This is a genomic window from Pseudoalteromonas sp. BSi20311 (assembly GCF_000239875.1).
Lineage (GTDB): Bacteria > Pseudomonadota > Gammaproteobacteria > Enterobacterales > Alteromonadaceae > Pseudoalteromonas.
Window position 1 is genome coordinate 1 of sequence record NZ_BADU01000105.1, and the last position, 1155, is coordinate 1155.

Consider the following 1155-nt stretch of genomic DNA (forward strand, 5'->3'; position numbering starts at 1 on the left):
GTAAGCGTCTAGCGAACCACACCTAGCATCGATGTTCTGATTATCTAAAAATACCTGCTCAATGATAAATTCGGAGCAGGTGATGAAAACTTACAGAACAAGCGCACAGTGGCAGCAGCTTTTGCTGAAACGCAGTACGTTTAGTGGTACTAATATTGAATTCTGCCAACACCATAATGTCGCTATTACGACTTATTATAAACAACGTGCTTTACTGGCAAAAGACCAGCCTAATTCCACCTTGCCAGTGCACACGCAGTGCCTTACATCATCACGTTTTGTCCAGGTAAAACAAACTACTGAAGTCTGCGCGCAAACTCGTCAAAATACGCTGCAGTTTGATACGCTAACCGGCCAACTCACGTTTCCTATCGATTTAGCGACGGCCGATATCGTTGCCATTATTAAAGGGCTAACGGTATGAGGATGTTCGTTGATGTACCCACCGTCTATTTATGTGCCGATGCCGTTGATTTTCGAAAATCAATTAATGGTCTGGCGGCGTTGGTGGAAGCAGAGCTTGAACTACCCGTGCTCAGTGGTGCGCTATTTGTGTTTTGTAATAAAGGCCGTGACAAACTCAAACTGCTTTACTGGGATAACACCGGTTTTGCACTGTGGTATAAGCGATTAGATAAGCATAAGTTCAAATGGCCCAAACTCATGTCACCCACCATGACCTTAAGCGAGCAGCAATTACACTGGTTATTATCGGGTTATGATGTGATTGGACACAGTAAAATTGATGTCGCAGGTAAGCAAATGCTTTAATATTTGCGATCGATTGATGATCATCAAAGTGAGTTCAGTTAGCACTGCAAAGCCTTTGATGATGCCTTAAAATAGGCGTCATGAAAAATGAACTCGCCCTTAAACAGCGCATTGCTGAACTTGAAAAACTGTTAGCGCAGAAGGATGCCCAGATTGCGGCATTGGAAGAGCGCTGGAGCTTGGCCCAACAAAAACAATTCGGCAAAAGTGCTGAAGGCTTTGCCGGGCAAGGCGAGTTATTCAATGAAGTGGAAGAAATTGTTGAGGAAGTTGAGGCAGAGCAACAATCCATTAGCTATACCCGTAAAAAGCCGGTGCGTAAGCCACTGCCAAAAGACTTACCTCGTGAGCAGGTTATTCACGACATCATCGACAAAACCTGTG

General features: G+C 44.3%; 3 protein-coding genes. All 3 read left to right on the forward strand.

The window, feature by feature from the left end; genetic code table 11:
• Positions 1-82 precede the first annotated feature (82 nt).
• On the forward strand, positions 83-424 hold the full coding sequence (locus P20311_RS12130) for a hypothetical protein (RefSeq protein WP_008467385.1): 342 nt from the start codon (positions 83-85) through the stop codon (positions 422-424).
• Positions 421-771, forward strand: coding sequence for an IS66 family insertion sequence element accessory protein TnpB (tnpB, locus tag P20311_RS12135; protein ID WP_010554756.1), 351 nt, complete (start codon positions 421-423; stop codon positions 769-771). Before P20311_RS12130 ends, tnpB begins: the two co-directional genes overlap by 4 nt.
• 80 nt (positions 772-851) lie before the next feature.
• Positions 852-1155 (forward strand): transposase (locus tag P20311_RS12140; RefSeq protein WP_036985145.1); only part of this gene is annotated, 304 nt, incomplete at its 3' end.

Excerpts from the sequence above, each read along its gene's own strand:
- P20311_RS12130 (WP_008467385.1), top strand. The coding sequence starts at position 83 with ATGAAAACTTACAGAACAAGCGCACAGTGGCAGCAGCTTTTGCTGAAA.
- tnpB (WP_010554756.1), top strand. The coding sequence starts at position 421 with ATGAGGATGTTCGTTGATGTACCCACCGTCTATTTATGTGCCGATGCC.